General features: G+C 48.0%; 15 protein-coding genes and 1 other annotated feature. Of the genes, 7 read left to right on the top strand and 8 right to left on the bottom strand.

The features are described from left to right. Positions 1 to 118: 118 nt before the first annotated feature. The gene (locus tag ACIFQN_RS23545) at positions 119 to 1,300 is read right to left on the bottom strand and encodes an aminotransferase (RefSeq protein WP_429835472.1); all 1,182 of its coding nucleotides are present in this window, start codon (positions 1,298 to 1,300) and stop codon (positions 119 to 121) included. After that, positions 1,297 to 1,797 carry an Lrp/AsnC family transcriptional regulator gene (locus ACIFQN_RS23540; RefSeq protein ID WP_429835471.1) on the bottom strand — a complete coding sequence of 167 codons (501 nt, stop codon included), beginning with the start codon at positions 1,795 to 1,797 and terminating at the stop codon, positions 1,297 to 1,299. The genes ACIFQN_RS23545 and ACIFQN_RS23540 overlap by 4 nt, the downstream gene beginning before the upstream one ends. An 84-nt stretch (positions 1,798 to 1,881) precedes the next feature. Beyond that, positions 1,882 to 2,122 (bottom strand) — a binding site (T-box leader). Positions 2,123 to 2,273: 151 nt separating this feature from the next. Here ACIFQN_RS23540 and ACIFQN_RS23535 point away from each other — a divergent pair. From ACIFQN_RS23535 to nadD, 5 genes are all read left to right on the top strand, one after another. Further along, entirely contained in the window at positions 2,274 to 3,809 is a 1,536-nt protein-coding gene (locus ACIFQN_RS23535) for a hypothetical protein (RefSeq protein WP_429835469.1), read from the top strand. A gap of 76 nt (positions 3,810 to 3,885) precedes the next feature. Further along, a complete protein-coding gene (locus ACIFQN_RS23530) occupies positions 3,886 to 6,024 on the top strand; it encodes an RNA degradosome polyphosphate kinase (protein ID WP_429835467.1) in 2,139 nt (712 codons plus the stop codon). Positions 6,025 to 6,211: 187 nt separating this feature from the next. After that, positions 6,212 to 7,000: an NUDIX hydrolase gene (locus tag ACIFQN_RS23525; protein ID WP_429835466.1), complete on the top strand. Its 789-nt coding sequence runs from the start codon at positions 6,212 to 6,214 to the stop codon at positions 6,998 to 7,000. Between the two features lie 43 nt (positions 7,001 to 7,043). Continuing rightward, a complete protein-coding gene (locus ACIFQN_RS23520; RefSeq protein ID WP_429835465.1) occupies positions 7,044 to 7,601 on the top strand; it encodes a cysteine hydrolase family protein in 558 nt (185 codons plus the stop codon). A 37-nt stretch (positions 7,602 to 7,638) separates the two neighbouring features. Continuing rightward, positions 7,639 to 8,268, top strand: a complete 630-nt coding sequence (gene nadD, locus ACIFQN_RS23515; protein ID WP_429835464.1) for a nicotinate-nucleotide adenylyltransferase — start codon at positions 7,639 to 7,641, stop codon at positions 8,266 to 8,268. Positions 8,269 to 8,336: 68 nt separating this feature from the next. On the opposite strand, the gene ACIFQN_RS23510 is transcribed toward nadD, so the two are convergent. The 6 genes from ACIFQN_RS23510 to ACIFQN_RS23485 form a co-directional block, all read right to left on the bottom strand. Beyond that, positions 8,337 to 9,251, bottom strand: a complete 915-nt coding sequence (locus ACIFQN_RS23510) for a DMT family transporter (RefSeq protein ID WP_429835463.1) — start codon at positions 9,249 to 9,251, stop codon at positions 8,337 to 8,339. Between the two features lie 256 nt (positions 9,252 to 9,507). Continuing rightward, on the bottom strand, positions 9,508 to 11,658 hold the full coding sequence (locus ACIFQN_RS23505; RefSeq protein ID WP_429835462.1) for an EAL domain-containing protein: 2,151 nt from the start codon (positions 11,656 to 11,658) through the stop codon (positions 9,508 to 9,510). 260 nt (positions 11,659 to 11,918) lie between these two features. Then, a complete protein-coding gene (locus tag ACIFQN_RS23500) occupies positions 11,919 to 13,064 on the bottom strand; it encodes an alpha-hydroxy-acid oxidizing protein (protein ID WP_429835461.1) in 1,146 nt (381 codons plus the stop codon). Positions 13,065 to 13,410: 346 nt separating this feature from the next. Then, a complete protein-coding gene (locus ACIFQN_RS23495) occupies positions 13,411 to 13,686 on the bottom strand; it encodes a spore germination protein (protein ID WP_429835460.1) in 276 nt (91 codons plus the stop codon). Between the two features lie 150 nt (positions 13,687 to 13,836). Beyond that, positions 13,837 to 14,580 carry an SDR family NAD(P)-dependent oxidoreductase gene (locus ACIFQN_RS23490; protein WP_429835459.1) on the bottom strand — a complete coding sequence of 248 codons (744 nt, stop codon included), beginning with the start codon at positions 14,578 to 14,580 and terminating at the stop codon, positions 13,837 to 13,839. 35 nt (positions 14,581 to 14,615) lie between these two features. Continuing rightward, on the bottom strand, positions 14,616 to 15,371 hold the full coding sequence (locus ACIFQN_RS23485) for an SDR family NAD(P)-dependent oxidoreductase (RefSeq protein WP_429835458.1): 756 nt from the start codon (positions 15,369 to 15,371) through the stop codon (positions 14,616 to 14,618). A 140-nt stretch (positions 15,372 to 15,511) separates the two neighbouring features. On the opposite strand from ACIFQN_RS23485, the gene ACIFQN_RS23480 reads away from it, so the two are divergent. Both ACIFQN_RS23480 and ACIFQN_RS23475 read left to right on the top strand, forming a co-directional pair. After that, the gene (locus tag ACIFQN_RS23480; protein ID WP_429835457.1) at positions 15,512 to 16,438 is read left to right on the top strand and encodes a LysR family transcriptional regulator; all 927 of its coding nucleotides are present in this window, start codon (positions 15,512 to 15,514) and stop codon (positions 16,436 to 16,438) included. A gap of 450 nt (positions 16,439 to 16,888) precedes the next feature. Further along, entirely contained in the window at positions 16,889 to 17,155 is a 267-nt protein-coding gene (locus ACIFQN_RS23475; protein WP_429835456.1) for a KTSC domain-containing protein, read from the top strand. Positions 17,156 to 17,211 lie beyond the last annotated feature (56 nt).

Genomic DNA, 17,211 nt, shown 5'->3' with positions numbered 1-17,211 from the left:
TTTTGTTCGGAAGGATTGCTTTATTTTCCTTGAACAATAGGTGATGTACTTCATCCTTCCTATTGACAAAAAAGGGACAACTTTAGGGCTGTCCCTTTTTCATTGTCCTGTATTTAGCTTACAGCCGGCTCATCAAGCTGCCCATCCGATCCAATGCTTTTTTCAACTGATCCATCGAAGTCGCGTAGGAGCAGCGAATGTGACCATGACCGCTCTCCCCGAAAACATCGCCTGGAACGACTGCTACTTTTTCCTCCATCAGGAGCTTTTCGGCAAAGGCAGCAGAGGTGAGACCCGTTGAAGCTACGGATGGGAAAGCGTAAAAGGCACCATCCGGCTCGTGGCACGTGAGCCCAATCTGTCTGAAACCGTCTACGACGTAATTGCGACGCTGACGGTAGCTCTCAATCATCCTCTCCATGTCAGAGCGCCCATGACGGAGTGCTTCCAAGGCAGCCATCTGCGCCATCGTCGGTGCACACAGCATGGTGTATTGATGAATTTTCAGCATGCCTGCCAACAGGTCAGGTGTAGCACATACATATCCGAGACGCCAGCCTGTCATTGCGAAGGCTTTGGAAAACCCGGAAATCAGGATCGTTCTCTCTCTCATCCCCGGCAGTGCAGCGATGCTGTCATGCATCCGTCCGTACGTCAGCTCCGCATAAATCTCATCAGAGATCACCAAGAGATCGTGCTTTTCAATAATCGGCAACAAGGTTTTCCACTCGTCTGCCGTCATCGTCCCACCGGTCGGATTGTTCGGATAGCAGAAGATGATAGCCTTGGTGCGTGGTGAAATATGTTTCTCCAGCTCATCGGGAGTCAGCTTGAAATTGTTTTCCATCGTGGTTTTGAGGAACACGGGTACCCCGCCAGCCAAGCGAATAACTGGCTCATAAGATACGTAACACGGCTCTACGACCAGGACTTCATCCCCTGGATCCAAAATGGCACGCAGCGCGATATCGATGGCCTCACTCGCCCCTACGGTAATCAAAATTTCGGATTCGGGGTGGTAGCTGACTGAAAAGCGCTCCTCCAAGTATTTCTGGATTTCGACTCGCAGCTCAAGCAAACCAGCATTGGAAGTATAAGCAGTATGTCCACGCTCCAATGACGAAATAGATGCTTCGCGCATACGCCACGGTGTAACGAAATCAGGTTCACCGACACCAAGCGATATGACTCCCTCCATCGAAGCGGCCAAATCGAAAAAGCGACGAATGCCCGAGGGCTTTAGGGAAGCGACTGTAGATGATAAACGGCTTTTGCTTTTGACTGTCACTTGTGTACTCACGGCGTAACCACCATCCTGCGATCTTCGTCACGATCTTCGAGCTCAATTCCATCGTGCTTGTAGCGTTTCAAAATAAAGTGGGTGGCAGTCGAAACCACCGAATCGAGTGTCGCCAGCTTTTGCGAAACAAAGGTAGCCACCTCTTTCATGGTTTTCCCTTCCAGCACAACCGACAAGTCGTAGCTCGCACCCGACATCAGGTAGACAGCCTTTACTTCCGGGAAGCGACAGATGCGGTCCGCCACCTCGTCAAAGCCTACATCCCGTTTCGGCGTTACTTTCACATCGATCATAGCATTCACGTATGGATGATCCTCTACCCGCTCCCAGTTTACCAGGGCTGGGTACTTCACAATGACCTTATCAGCTTCCAGTGCGGCAATCGCCTGTTCGACGACCTCGGTCGGCTCTGCTAGCATTTTGCCAATTTGTTCGGCGCTTACGCGGCTGTCTTCTTCCAAAAGATGCAGCAGTTCTCGTTGTTTCAGTCGATCCATTCCCCACCACTCCATTTCTCTCTTTTTTCGTCGAAAAAGCAAAAAGCCCCAGCAACCAGATCCACGGTTTCCCATGATTCTGATTGCTGAGGCGAAGGTATCGCGGTACCACTCAGCTTTTTTGCCTTTTTCACAAAAAGCAAACTTGTGCAGTCGTAATTGACATGCGCCCGATAACGTGGGCCAATCGCTGCTTTCTACATCATTCGTTCAAAAGCAGAGCTCCAAGGTGGCTTTCAAAAAGAGTTCGCGGCTGCCCTCCCAGCAATCAGGCAGCTCTCTGGACGTCAAATCCCTTTTCTACTTTCCTTTTCACGGCAATTGTTGTTATTCGTGTTAGGTGCTTGGTTGAATGTCTCCGATTATAAAAAGGTTTTCCGCTGTTGTCAACTAACAACTTATTGAAAAGAATTGCCCTTTTGTATGGCATAATGGAAAGATCCAAAAATGGTACCAACCAAAAAGTGGGGAATCTCATGAATAAAAGCATCGGCGTTATTGACCTCGGCTCCAATACAGCCAGATTGGTTATTTATAAACAAGATGAGCAGGGAAATGTGACGGAAGTGGACAATATCAAACGCAGTTTGCGACTGAGCAATCATCTGCGGGACAACCGTCTTGATGAAGAAGGGATCGCTATCACACTGAAGTGTTTACGCCAATTTAAGGAACTGCTGGATGCTCGTCAGGTGAGCCAAACGATCGGGGTTGCTACTGCTGCTGTAAGACAAGCAGAAAATGGATTGGAACTGACCCGGCTCATCAAAAAAGAAACGGGTGTGACCATTCGGATTTTAACCGGCGAGGAAGAAGCTCGTTACGGCTACCTCGCTGTGATGGACAGCATGAACGTAGACGAGGGCGTTACCATTGACATCGGTGGAGGAAGTACAGAGGTTACTTATTTTCAAAATCGCCAATTAAAGGAAAGCCATAGTTTTCCATTTGGCATTGTTACGCTCACCAAGCTGTTTTTGCAAAGCGACATTCCCACTGAGACAGAGTTCGCGCAGATGCGCGCCTTTTTAGCCAGTTCCTTCGCCTCCCAGCCATGGCTTGCCAATAAAAAGTGTCCTGTCATCACGATTGGCGGCACAGCCCGGAATCTGGGTAAAATTCATCAGCGCTCTGTCTACTATAGCATGGATAGCCTGCACCTCTACCCAATTCTTGGAGAACATGTGAGCAGTATTCTGGAAAGCATCCGTACTCTCTCTCTGGAAGACCGACGACAAGTCCCCGGGATGTCCAAAGACAGGGCGGATGTTGTCCTCTCTGGAATTGCCGCTTTTGAAGCGTTGCTCGTGTATTGTGGCAGTGATGAACTCATTATCAGCAACAAAGGCTTGCGCGATGGCGTCCTGTACGAAGCCGTTTGGGGCGCAGAACCACAGGCGACTGTCCGCCACATTCACGAACGGTGTGCGGCACATTTCATGAACCGTTATCACGTAGATAAACCCCATGCCCATCACGTAAAAAGCTTGGCCTTATCGCTTTTCGATCAGCTCGGGGCGCTGTCCCTTCACTCATTTTCAGCGTGGGAACGAGATCTTCTGGAAACCGCTGCCCTGCTCCATGACGTAGGTCGCAGCATCAACATCTACGAGTCATCCGAGCACACCTTTTACCTGCTTTCTCAAGTGTTGATGACAGGCTACACCCATCGGGAACGCTTGCTGATTGCGATGCTCGCCTCTTATAAAACCAATAAACTGCTGCAAAGCCAAATCGCACGCCATGCCGACATCATCTCTAAGCAGGACAAGAGCTTGATCGAAAAGCTGGGGCATGTCCTATTACTGTCTCGAACGCTAGATCGGTCCATGACTCAATCTATCTTTGCGCTTCAGCTCGTCAAGGCAAGCGGTTCTTATCTGTTGCGGTGCGCTGGTCAAAGAGGCGATTATTTGGAGTATTCCCTGCTGGACGAACCGCTGAATAAGCTCTCCAAGGCGTGGAAGATTCCCCTCGCTTTTGAAGCTGTTTCAGACATATCCAAAACTTAACAATCACTTAACAGAAGCCTGTTATACTAGTCCTCATCAGTTGAATCATCTATTTTTATAAAAAGGTTGGGCATGGATGAAGGACTTCAGTATTCCGGATTATTATATCAACCGGGAATTAAGCTGGATTGCATTTAACGAACGCGTGCTGGCAGAAGCTGCAAATCCAGATAATCCTTTGTTTGAACGATTAAAATTTATTGCCATTACCAGCAGCAACTTCGACGAATTTTTTATGGTGAGGGTGGCAGGGTTAAAGGACCAAGTGAAGGCTGGGTTCACCAAGCCAGACAACAAGTCGGGGATGACCCCCCAGGAACAATTACAGGCCATCTGGGAACGGACCCAAGAAGTGATGGAAAACATGTACACCATCTTGAAGAATGAGATTACTCCAGATTTGCAAGTCGCAGGCATCCGTTTTTTGAAGGCAACGGAAGCAAGTGATGAACAAGAAAAGTTTATCCATCACTTTTTTCACGATCATCTCTATCCCGTTTTGACACCAATGGCGGTAGATGCGAGCCATCCGTTTCCGATGCTTTTGAACAAAAGCTTGAATTTAGCCGTGTTATTGGAGGACGACGACCCAGAAAGCGAGGGACCATTGTTTGCCGTCGTACAGGTTCCAGCTGTTGTTCCCCGCTTTCTAGAGCTGCCCTCCCCCATAGGAGAAGCTCATTTCATTCTGCTGGAAGACGTCATCGCACAGCATATGGACAGTCTGTTTCAAGGCTACCACATTTTGGAGACCAGTCCCTTTCGCATCACTCGCAATGCAGATTTGACCTTTGATGAAGACGAGACAGAAGATTTGCTGGAAGCGATCGAGCAAGAATTGAAAAAAAGAAAAATGGGGGAGCCGTCCCGGTTAGCTGTCGACGCGTCCATGAGTGATTTTTTGCAAGCGACTCTGCAAGATTGGCTTGAGCTTACAACGTTCGAAATTTTCCGATTAGACGGTCCTCTCGATCCCACTTTCTTTTTCCGTTTTCATACGCTCAGTGGCTATGATCATTTGCGATTCGAACCGCTTACTCCTCAGCAACCGCTTGATTTGTTTAACGAGGATGATATTTTTTCCGCCATTCAAAAAAAGGATGTGCTGCTTCATCATCCATACGAATCATTCGATCCAATCGTCCGATTCATTCAGGAAGCCGCAGAAGATCGGAGTGTACTGGCGATTAAACAAACGCTGTATCGCGTCAGCGGAGATTCTCCTATCGTCAATGCCCTCTTAAGAGCGGCAGATAACGGAAAACAAGTGACCGTCTTACTGGAGCTCAAGGCCCGCTTTGACGAAGAGAACAACATCGTTTGGGCAAAAAAACTGGAGAATGCGGGATGCCATGTCATTTACGGTGTGGCTGGATTGAAAACGCACAGCAAGATCACATTGATCGTTCGCGTGGAAGACGGCCAACTGAGAAGATATGTGCACCTGAGCACTGGCAACTACAACGACAAAACCGCTGGAATCTACACGGATATTGGCATGCTTACCTGCCGTGAGGAAATCGGGATTGATGCTTCCCATTTTTTTAATCATTTGTCGGGTTACTCTCATCCCCCTGCGTGGCGGGAAATCTCCACTGCACCACTCGGCATGCGAGAGACTTTTTTGGCGCTAATCGAAAAAGAAATGGAAAACAGCTTGGCCGGAAAACCTGCGTTTCTCATTGCGAAAATGAACGCATTGACAGATAAAGAAATCATCGAAGCCTTGTACAAAGCATCCTGTGCAGGCGTGAAAATTGATTTGATCGTCCGCGGAATCTGCTGTCTTCGCCCAGGTCTTCCAGAGGTCAGTGCAAATATACGGGTCATCAGCATCGTTGGCCGTTATTTGGAGCATAGCCGCATCTATGTTTTCTGCAATGGAGGCGATCCGCAAGTCTACCTCGCAAGCGCCGACTGGATGACACGCAACATGATCGCACGCGTCGAAATCATGTTCCCGATCGTACAGAGCGACTTAAAAACGCGAGTGATACACTTTTTGAAGACCATGCTGCAAGATGATGCCAAGGCATCCATGCTCATGCCTGATGGGTCCTACGTGCGTGTGCAGCCCAAAAGCCCGTTTCCCCAAAATAGCCAGCTCTTTTTTTGGGATGAAGCATTTCGGCTTAGTCAGTCCAGAGAAAAAGTACTTCCTTCGCAGCGAATGAAACCAATTACCGCACTACTCGAACATGAGAGCCCAAAATGAACCGATTTATCCTCACTGACGTCTGCTTTATGTAGACGTCTTTTTTCTTTGCATGCTTCCTCGCTTTTTTTTTAGGAGAGTAACATAGGAACAACTTTTTAACATTGTTATATTGACATTGTTAAAACGGTATCATAATATACAAAGTAAGACAACGAAGAGTTCCTGTTGTGAAAGGAATGGTTTTATGAGCATCAAACCTTTGCCAGCCAAGCGCATGTTTTATCGGACCAGGAAGCACCGCACTCCAGACGGACTCCCTACAGACATTTGTATTTTTACGATCACTTCCCAGCCTCGCCATACCAAGACGAAGTCTCTGCCTATCAAGCAGCTTGCCGTCCTGTTGATTAAAAGAAAAAGCACGACTTTCGGGGAGCAATGGGCCTTGCCTGGCGGCTTTTCCAAGGAAACAGAGACGCTGGATGAGGGCGCCTACCGCGAGTTAAAAGAAGAGACGAACATCGACCGCGATGTTCATATCGAACAGCTGGGGACGTACTACAAACCAGGCAGAGACCCGCGGGGATGGATTCCCAGTGTCGCTTATGTATCACTTGTCCACGAGGATTTATTGAAGCATGCCAAGGCGGATGACGATGCTTCGGAGGCACGCCTCTTTCCGATCGAGGATGCGCTTCGTCTGAATCTCGCATTTGATCATGGCGACATCCTCACCGATGCCCTCGCGCGTGTCCGTGAAAAAATGCTGCAGACGAATATTGCCAAAGCTTTTTTGCCTGACGAATTTACATTGAGCGAGTTGTTGCAGGTAATTGAAACCGTCGTACCTGCGTTTAAAGTGAGTGATCGCGGAAATTTTGAACGCCGTCTGCTCTCGACTACCAGAAGGCAGGGAATTCTTGAGCCAGTGCTATCAGCCGACGGCCAGCCGTTCTACTCAACCGAGTACTCCAACTCCCCTGCCAAGCTGTATCGCTTTACCGACTACATGCCGGTTGCCATGATTTATTAGAAATAGACATACAATTCCTATGAAGACTGAGGAGGTTTTTCGTATGAAAGCGCTGATTGTCATTGATTACACCAACGACTTTGTTGCAACAGATGGTGCCTTGACGTGTGGGGAGCCTGGTCAGGCGATTGAGGCACGCATCGGAGGGCTGATCCGCGAATTTTTGGCAGAGGGCGATTATGTCGTCATGGCGGTCGATGCTCATAAGGAGCAGGACCCCTACCATCCGGAGACGGGGCTTTACCCGCCGCATAATATCATCGGAACAGCCGGCAGAAACCTGTACGGCAGCATCCAGGGCGTCTATGAGGAATTCGAAGAAACGATCCACTGGATGGACAAAACACGTTACAGCGCTTTTCAAGGTACTGATCTGGCCCTGCTCTTGCGGACGCGCGGAATCACCGAAATACACCTTACAGGCGTATGCACCGACATTTGCGTCCTGCACACGGCTATCGAAGGCTTCTACAACGGATTTCGCGTCGTCATCCACGAAGACGCAGTCGCCAGCTTCAATCCCGCAGGACATGAGTGGGCGCTCGGACATTTTAAAAACCAGCTCGGCATGTCTGTCATCAATCGGTCCAAACAGTCATAACCTTCGACCTCTACTATGTGAAAAGGCAGGGATCTCTATGCGAATCGGCATTTACGGCAGCAGCTTCGATCCGATCACCTACAGTCATTTATTTACCGCGGCTACAGTTGCCCATCGGAGGCGGCTGGACAAAGTAATTTTTGTCCCCTGCTCCTCCAAGCGCCATGACAAGAAGCTGCAGACAGAGGACGTCCATCGGTTGCGCATGTTGGAACTTGCGCTCGCGACCTGCACGAATAAAACGAACAGCAAAGGCGCCCCTCTGTTTGAAATCTCAACCGTCGAGATGAACGCTCTCCCCGGAGAAACATATACGTATGACACCATGATCCATATGCGAAAAAAGTATCCGGAGGACGAACTCTTCTTTATCATGGGCTCTGATCTGCTCGCGGGAATGTCCAATTGGGGGAATGCCGAAAAGCTGATAACCCAGTTCCATTTTATCGTCATGTCGCGTGAAGGCTATCCGACTGCCGATCTGATCGCCGAAGACGCACTCTTGCGAAATAACGATGAGCACTTCCATATCATGAGCAAAGGCATCAACATGGGGATCAGCTCCACATACATTCGCGATGAAATTCGCAAAGGCGGAGATCCCAGCTTCCTCTTGCCCGATGAGTGCTTGAAGTATATTTACGAGCAGGGAATTTATCGCGGGTAACTACGTCTACTATATGCCTCGAAAAAGAAAAACAGCCGACATGATAGCATCGGCTGTTTTTCCTGTATTCAGCTTGCGTTCGTTACCTGAGCGGCTTTTTGCCCGCTCTTTTTTGGCTTTCCCTGGTAGTTCACAAGGTAGATGCTCACAACAATCAAGATTAATCCGGCAAGCAGCGTGTACGTGATCGGTTCGTTCATAAAGATCGTTCCCGTAATAACAGCAATAAGCGGAACCAGGAAAGTAAAAGCAGCTACTTTGCTAGCCTCTCCCGAGTTGACCAAACCAAAATAAATCGCGATCGCAATCGGTACACCAAAGGTAGATCCGTACCCTAATCCAACTACATAGGGCGTATTCCAAACGATGTCAGACCAGTTCTCCAAGCCTGTTCCCATCAATGTAAGCACCGCACCGCCGAGGATACTCTGCATGGCCACCATCCAGAGCGAGTCTACTTTGGCACTCTCTTTTTTTACATAAATGACGCCAAGCGCCCACGTCAGCGCCGTCAATAAGCCGAGGACAACCCCCACAATCGATACTTGGCCAGTGAATCCATCTGCGCTCACGGATACAATCCCGATAAAGCCCATGATCAATCCTGCCACTTTCATCAAAGTCATGCTCTCCCCCAGCCACATCCAGGCAAACAGGCCAATGAGAATCGGTTGGAAATAGACGAGGACAGAAAATAAACCTCCGGGCAAATACACGAGACCTACTGTCTGAATTCCGTAGAAGAACAGCGTATTTAATACGGCAGAAATACAGTATTTCGGCCAGTTTTCACGCCAATTGATCTTTTTCCACTTCGGCAACAAAAAGAGGGCTAGTAATACGCCACCAATCAAAGAGCGCATGCCTGCAAACAAAATGGGAGGGGTGTATGCCAGCGACATTTTATAGATCGCCCAGCTAATCCCCCAGATGAATACTAAACTCGCAATCGCTATCGTTGTATTGATTGAAAACTTTCCCACAGGGGGCCTCCTTTTCGCTCACTGAAAATAAAATACAGTTCATAGTACCATACAATTTGCGCTCATGGTGGCAAGTCGCCGGGTAAAAAACTTAGCTAGAAAACTTATTTGAAGTCGCAACGACTATTTATGAGCTTACGTCTAACGGCATATCCAAAATAAAATAGATCGACCTGTGGACCTTCAAAAATTTGAAAACATCCGTACGCTTATCATGAATATAAGCATACGGATGTTTAGCTTTTCGCTCGTTTTATTAGTGCGGTAGTGTACGATCATTGCCTTCTTGATCTTTTCGCAAATAACGATCAAAATCGGCAGTAGCCAATGGCCGGCTGAACAGGTAGCCTTGCCCGTGGCCACAGCCGTTTTGCTGAAGGGCTTCCACTTGATCGCTCAGCTCGATGCCTTCGGCGATAACATTCAAGTTCAGGCTCTGTGCGATGGTCACAATCGCTTTTACAATAGCCTGACTCTCTTGATTATGATGAATATCCCGGATAAAGGAAGCGTCAATTTTGATCGTATCAACAGGCAAGCTCTTGATATAGCTAAAGGAGCTGTAGCCCGTCCCAAAGTCGTCAATAGAGATCTCGATGCCAATATCCCGTATTTGCTGCAGTACTTTTGTTGCCTCTTCCATTTTGACAAAAATACTCTCCGTAATCTCCAGCTCCAGCCACTCCGGCAATAGCTGCGTCTCTGCCAGAGTCGCCTTGATCATGGAGAGCAAATCCTTTTGGTAAATTTGTCGTGCGGACAGATTGACGGACACCTTTAGCTCGTATCCTTCGTCATGCCAAAGCTTGTTTTGCTTGCACGCTTCTTTTAATATCCATTCGCCCAAAGCAATGATCATTCCACTTTCTTCGGCGATCGGAATAAAGCGATTGGGTGAGATAATTCCCAGTTCTGGATGCACCCATCGTACCAGTGCTTCCATTCCTGTCAGCGACCCTGTGATGATGTCCATTTTGGGTTGGTAATAGATCTGGAACTGTTCTTGTTCAATCGCTTTGCGCAGTTCATTTTCCATCAGAATGCGCTCCAACGACTTGGCCTCCATCGACGGATCAAAAAAGTCATAGCCGTTTTTGCCGCGAGACTTTACGGTGTAGAGAGCAGTGTCCGCACGCTTTAACAAGTCTTCCGCATTGTCTCCGTCCTGCGGGAACATGGAAATACCGATGCTGCTGGAAACGTTAAGTACTTGGCCATTCAGTGAGAAGGACCTCTGCAGTTCACTCATGATCTGTTCGGCCACGGCCGCCGCTTCCTCGCGATCGTTCAATTGACTTAAAAGAATCGTAAATTCGTCCCCGCCCAAGCGGGCAACTATATCTTGCGGCTTGATGCAATCTTGCAATCGCTTCGCCACCTCTACCAGCAGCATATCGCCTACATCATGTCCGAACGAATCGTTCACATCCTTAAAGCGATCCAAATCGAGGAAAAGCACCGCTATATTCGACTGGAAGCGTTTGGCCTGCACGATTTCCTTGGTCAATTGTTGGACGTACATCCGGCGATTCGGCAAGTCTGTCAGCGCATCGTGGTAAGCCAGGTAATGGATGATCTCTTCGGAATGCTTGCGATCCGTGATGTCACGCGTAACCATAATCAAGCTGTTCACATTGCCTTGCTCGTCCATGAGTGGATTGATTTTGGTTTCCGTCCAAATCGGTGTCTCTCTTTTCGAGTTAAGACGGCATTCCACCATGTATTCTTTTCGTGTAGCAAAGGTGTGCTCGATGGCATACGCCAAATTGTCTCGATCGACTTCAGCGATCCACTTGAATATATTTTGAATCTCATCGTCTGGTACGTCATGTGCCCAAACCGATTTATGTGCTGGAGACAAATAGAGAAACTGACCTTCCCTATCCACCATACTAATAATGTCAGAGGTGTTTTCTGCAATAATGCGATACTTTTCTTCGCCTTTTCGCACTTCCTCTTCCATTTGCTTGCGGGCTGTAATATCGCTTCTGATCGATACGTATTGATATATTTTCCCATTCTGATTCGTAAACGGCACGATGGTTGTGTCCACCCAGTAAAAGCTGCCGTCTTTTGCACGATTGCGGATTTCCCCTCGCCAAATTTGTCCTGAGCCGATACAGGCCCACATCTGTTTGAAAAATGATTTGGGATGATAGCCTGAGTTTAGCAAGCGATGATCCTGACCGATCAATTCACTGCGATCGTATTTGGAGATGTTACAGAACTGATCATTGGCGCGCAAAATCACACCACGTTGATCAGTCATAGCTACGATAGTCGATTGATCCAACGCATATCTGACATCTGCTAGCTCACGCAGTGCACCTTTCAGTTTTTCGTCTTTCTCGTGTAAAAGATCTTCCCAATCTTGTGGCCCAAGCGTAGCTATTATCTCGTTTTTCATCTCAATCACCTATCTGCGGAAGTAGAATTTCAAAAAAAAAAGATCCTTGCTGGAAGGATCGAATTATTTGGAATGGTAAGTTCGATTCATTTTACCATGTATTTACCAAACTTCAACGAGAGGACGAGCGATTTGCGCGACATATTTTCAAAATCTTTCTTTCTGGAGAATAACATTAGATCCTGTCCCTGTTTGTCAAAATCGATCTCCTTCATCTTTTGCAGCGCTTGTTACATGACTTTTGGCCTCTCAACGGAGTTTTACATGCGAGCGAGAATACTTTTGTTCAGATCAGCTACAGAATTGCTTCCGGACAAAGCCATCGCAACATCAAACTCGCTCTTTAGTGTATCGAGCACGCTCGCTACGCCCCTCTCTCCTGCCACAGCAAGGCCGAACAGGAATGGACGTCCGATCAGGACAGCATTCGCTCCCAGCGCGATTGCCTTGACAACGTCAGCTCCGGTGCGAACCCCACTATCCAGCAAAACAGGTATCCGGCCCGCCACTACCTCTGCAATCGCAGGCAGGGCATCCAGCGTCGAAATCGCGCCATCCATCTGGCGGCCTCCGTGGTTGGAGACGATAATGCCGTCCACTCCATGGTCTATAGCCAGCTTGGCGTCTTCTGGATGCAAAATGCCTTTTACAAGAATCGGTAGACTGGTCTGCTCGCGTAAAAAGGCGATATCGTTCCAGTTCAACGCAGGATGATAAATATTTTTCAAAATTTCCTCGACTGCATTCTCAGGGGTGACTTCAGTCAGTCGCGAGCAAAAGACAGGGTCTGTGATATAGTTGGCAAGTCCCTTTCCTTCGCGCAGTGGTGAGTATCCGTTGCGGAAGTCGCGGCGTTTCCAGCCCAGCATGATCGTGTCCACCGTCAGGACGATAGCAGAATAGCCTGCCGCCTCGGCCCGTTTGACCATACTCGCGGAAACCTCGCGATCATTGGACCAATACAGCTGGAACCAGCGCGGAGCATCACCCATGACTTCTGCAATTCTCTCCAGCGAATGAGCGGAAACCGTGCTGACTACGAGCGGGACTCCCGCTTCTGCCGCTGCCCTGGCTGTCGCCAGCTCGCCTTCCGGATGGGCAATCGCTTGCATCCCTACAGGGGCCAGCATGATTGGTGCACGCAGCGACTGATTATACAGCGTAATGCCAAGTGTACGATTCGTCACATCACGCATCATCCGCGGTACGATTGCCCACTTCGAAAATGCTGTCCGGTTCGCGGCCAGCGTCTCTTCGGCACCCGATCCTCCCGCGATATAGTCGAACGGTCCATCCGGCAAGATTTCTCGCGCTTTTTGCTCCCAATCCTCGATGGAGATAGGCAGCGATTGGGTATCTTTGTTCACTCGGGTAAACAGGAGGGATTCTGTTTTTGATTCAGCCATAATTTCTCTTCCTTCCATTTGCGTTGAAATTGTTCGTTAGAAACTTTAGAAACGCTCATTTGCGCGCGATGCCCCGATGAGATCGACCAATGCTTCATACTTGTTAATTATAGCCGATTCCCAGCTTGGCCGGCGTAATGGCAAAGATACCCGTGTAAAGAAATTTCGCTTGTCTAAACGATTGATCACAATCGTTGCGATCGCATTCTCTTTTTCGATATATAAAGCTTTTTCTCCTATCCTTTGTCTATACCTTCCGTCCTTGTCTTACTCTTTTTTATATTGGCCGCCAATGTGATACGATGTGTTGCTTACAAAGTCATCTTCTTTTCCATCTTCCCGGACATCAAGTTCGTTTTTTCAGGTACTTTCTCTCGCGTTTTTTGAATCTTTTGGTCGGACGCCTCCTCGGACAGCTTCCTCTCTTTCTGCTATCCACTCCGTACACCCATGTATTCGTTTCACTCTGTTCATTGGTGACGCTCACATTATTCCCGTTGTTGCCGCCTCCTGCACCGGAAAAAGTTTTGGTGCTGCTTTTCGGAGAGTTGTTTGCCGTATCCCCGAATTGAATCGTGCCAAAGTTATTTTGAATATGTACACTCCCAACACTCGCCGGCAAGCTCCCTCCCTCCTTTGCTCCACGATGGGACTGCTTATACTGTATGAAAGAGGAATTCTCGGTGATTGGACGTTGGTTGATAGGTGTGATTAAATGAAAAAAACCAGACACAGTTGCCTGGTCCGGTTTCTCTCTAGCCACATTCCTATGTTATTGTGCTGTATACCCACCGTCTACCAATAAGCTTGTCCCTGTCACAAACGAAGCATCGTCGCTTGCGAGGAACAGAACGGCTTTGGCTACTTCTTCTGGTCTGCCCAGACGACCCATTGGATGCAAGTTTATCAGGTGCTGGTTCATCTCTTCGTTACGTCCGGCAATCAGCGGCGTATCGATATAACCAGGGCAGACAGCATTGACGCGGATGCCTTGTTTGGCATAGGTAATTCCCAGTGTTTGGCTCAGGAGTTTCACCCCGCCTTTTGCTGATGAATAAGCGGTGACCCCAGCTTTCCCGGCATGGCTATGGATCGAGCCGCAGTTAACGATTGCCCCGCCAGTTCCTTGCGCAAGCATTTGCTCAATGACGTACTTATCGCACAAGAAAACACCGGTCAGGTTAATATCAATCGTTCTTTGCCAATCATCCAGACTCAGCTTGTGAGCAGCACTGTCTTTGGCGATACCCGCATTGGCGAATAGGATGTCCACCTTTCCGAACTTCTCAACCGTAGCGCTCACCATATGCTTGACTTCATCTTCCTTGGTTACATCCGTTTTCACATACAAGGCTTCGTAGCCCTCTGCGCTCAGTTGGTCTGCCAGCTCAATCCCACGTGGGGAAAAGTCGGCAATCACTACCTTTGCCCCTTCACTAGCAAACAGACGTACCGTAGTCTCACCGATTCCACTAGCTCCTCCTGTTATAATCGCTACTTTATTAACCAGTTTCATTCTTCCTCTCTCCTTTCTCAAATAAATGTGGCCGCTTATTGTGCAGTTCCCCCACCATCAATTACAAATTCGGCTCCAGTGACATGTCCTGATTCATCAGAAGCAAGGAACAATACCATGTTGGATACATCCTCTACGGTACCCAGTCGACCGCTCGGAACGCCTTGTGCCAACTCTGCCTTCGAGTGTTTAGTTGTCTCCGATGCATAAGCAACCATGCCTGTATCAATGTAGCCGGGATGAATCGAGTTGACGCGCACACCCTGTCTTGCATATTCGATAGCCGCATCCTTGGTCATGATGCGCACAGCCCCTTTGCTCGCTCCATACAAGACGTGTCCCGGGGCACCGATCAAGCCAGCGATCGAAGAAGCATTGATCACCGATCCGCTGTGTTGTTTAGCCATGACTGGCATGGTGTGCTTCATTCCCAAAAATACGCCTGTGACGTTAATGGCCATCAGACGGTTCCATTCTTCCAGCGTAATCTCCGCCAGTGGTTTGATAATATAAATACCTGCGTTATTAAACAGAATGTCTATTTTTCCATATTGTTCTACGGTTGTTGCGACGACTTGCTCCCACTGCTCCTCACGACTGACATCGTGGGCAAGTGCCTGCGCATCGCCACCCGCTTCCTTTATTTCGGCTACTGTCTGACTGGCGCTGTCCAGATTAATATCGGTAACGATTACCTTTGCCCCTTCTTTTGCAAAACGAAGAGCAGTGGTCTTCCCGATGCCTGTGCCCCCACCGGTGACAATCGCTACTTTTCCTTCCAATCTCGCCATCGCAAACGCCTCCATTTCAAATGTTCACGGCAAGCTTTTTTCCTTTGCCTTGATTCCATTATAAACCTCTATTATATTAAATCATATGTAAACATATTTACCGTTCCTTAAGTTTCATTAAAGGAAGTGAATCTACTCTCATGAATTTGGAGCAGCTTGAATACATCGTCGAAGTGGCGAAAACAGGCTCCTTGACCAAAGCCTCTCAAAACAAGCACGTCACGCTATCTGCGATTAGTCAATCTCTTTCCAGCCTGGAAGCGGAACTCGGTGTCACTCTGTTCACTCGTTCCCGTCTCGGAGCGGTTCCCACACCCGAGGGACGCATCATTATCAAGAAGGCGTTTGAAGTCCTCATGAAGATTCAGGAGATCCAGGAAGAAGCGCAAAACTATACAAATACATTGAGCGGTGAATTGCGTCTAGCGACGATTCCTGGCCCGATGAATTTGCTTGTAAATGCCATTTCCAGCTTCAAAAAGGATTACCCTCACATCCGAACGGAAATCGCCGAAAAGGGAACGCAAGAAATTTTAGAAGACATACGCCGTGACAAAATTGATATCGGTCTGATCATCATGTACGAGAGCCTCATCAAGAAAAGCGCTGGACTAGGCCTTGCCTTCGAGCAGCTGCTGGAGGGAAAAATGGTCGTAGGTGTGAGCAAAAGCTCTCCTCTGGCCTTTCAGGACTCCGTCACGCCCGAGGAACTGCGCCGTCATTCGTTTGTGCTGTACAATGACGAATACGTCAGATGGTTTGTCGAGGATTTTGCCGCCAAGTACGGCCCTGTCGATATTTTATTTACCACAAACAATACCGACGCCATCCGCAATGCTGTCCGCGAAAACATGGCTGTCACAATCGGCTTGGACTACTCCTTTATTCACGAGCCTTATTTGCAAAATATCGACCTGGTCACCCTCGATTTGGAAGTTCCCGGCCAGCAGCCCATCTATCTCGGCTGGGTTCGCTCTGAGGAACGTCATTTTTCCCGCATTTCTGCGAGCTTTACCAATCGCTTGCAATACGCTCTGAAGCACAAGAGCCCCTCGCTTCTTCCTTAGTATGGAAAAAGGGAGCCATTAATCCGGGGGCAACCTTTTTTTATTTTGAAGATGCCTGGAAGGTTAATGTGAAACAGAGACCAGTAGCTGCCTACGCAATAAAGGTTTGCCTAATTTTAAATCTATGTAATTATTGACAATTTACAAATAAGTAATATAGACTAATTCGACAAAGCAATAAGTAGGTTGATGATAGGTCCTTAGAATGAAGCAAAAAGGAGATTCCCACCTATTTCGAGTAGATCACGTCTACATAGTGACTTCATGCTCTCAAACAGGAGGAACTTACATACTAGCCAACTTTTCGGGCATTATCCTGAATACAGTTCTCTTGGCCTATTTTGCGATCGGTGTGCTGTTTTTGTATTCCGAATACAAATTTTTGAGTAAAATAAAGGCTCGAAGAAATCGAAATCCTCATTAGATTACGCAAAAGGAGTTTGCAGCGAAGTGAGATCATTTTTTCGCCAGTTATTTTCAAGTCAAACGCAAGAAACAGAAGAGTACACGTACAAAGAACTAAATTCACAGCTAATCAAATCGACACGTTATGACCTCGATGCCAACCATCTCTACATCCGCTTTCACGACGGCCGGGAATTCGTCTACTGTCGTGTCACGCCCTACGCCTATAATGCTTTTTTGAATGCTGATTCGTTCAGCGATCATTTTCACTCCTTCATCAACAAGCGCTACTTGAATTACCAAGTGATGTAGCCTGCTTCCTGTTCAAGTCAAAAGCCCTCTGAGAGTGATATGCTCCCTTTCGGGTA

Source organism: Brevibacillus sp. NRS-1366, from assembly GCF_050467985.1.
Note: the sequence above shows the minus strand (reverse complement) of the source record. Positions and strands in the feature narration are given on the sequence as shown.